This window comes from Nocardia cyriacigeorgica (genome assembly GCF_010858045.1).
Classification (GTDB): domain Bacteria; phylum Actinomycetota; class Actinomycetes; order Mycobacteriales; family Mycobacteriaceae; genus Nocardia; species Nocardia cyriacigeorgica_E.
Genome location: NZ_JAAGVC010000339.1, coordinates 1 through 287 on the forward strand (window position 1 = coordinate 1; position 287 = coordinate 287).

Here is a 287-nt window from a genome sequence, read left to right on the forward strand (position 1 = left end):
ATACCGCAGGCTCGTCCGAATCAGCCGTGCACCATCTGCCCGCACAATTCCGGCTCGCCGAGGACGGGTGGCCGATTCCGGTCGGGTCTCGCGGCGACCGCGCGGCAGGCGGTGTCGGGGCCGGTGGCGGCGCCGGGCAGGGTGTCGTGCATATGGGTGAGCGCCCACCGGAGGGTTCGGTGCTGGTGGTGCGGCATCTGGATCCGCGCCTTGCGGTGGTGGTGCCGCGTTTGGCGGGATTGATCGCCGAAACCGGAAGCCCGCTCAGTCATGTCGCGATCCTGGCT

Annotated in this window: 1 protein-coding gene; it reads left to right on the forward strand. The window is 70.0% G+C overall.

Annotation, left to right across the window (positions count from 1 at the left end; translation table 11 throughout):
* Nucleotides 1–26: 26 nt before the first annotated feature.
* A partial coding sequence (locus GV790_RS29950; protein WP_218586506.1) for a PEP-utilizing enzyme occupies nt 27–287 on the forward strand: 261 nt, incomplete at its 3' end.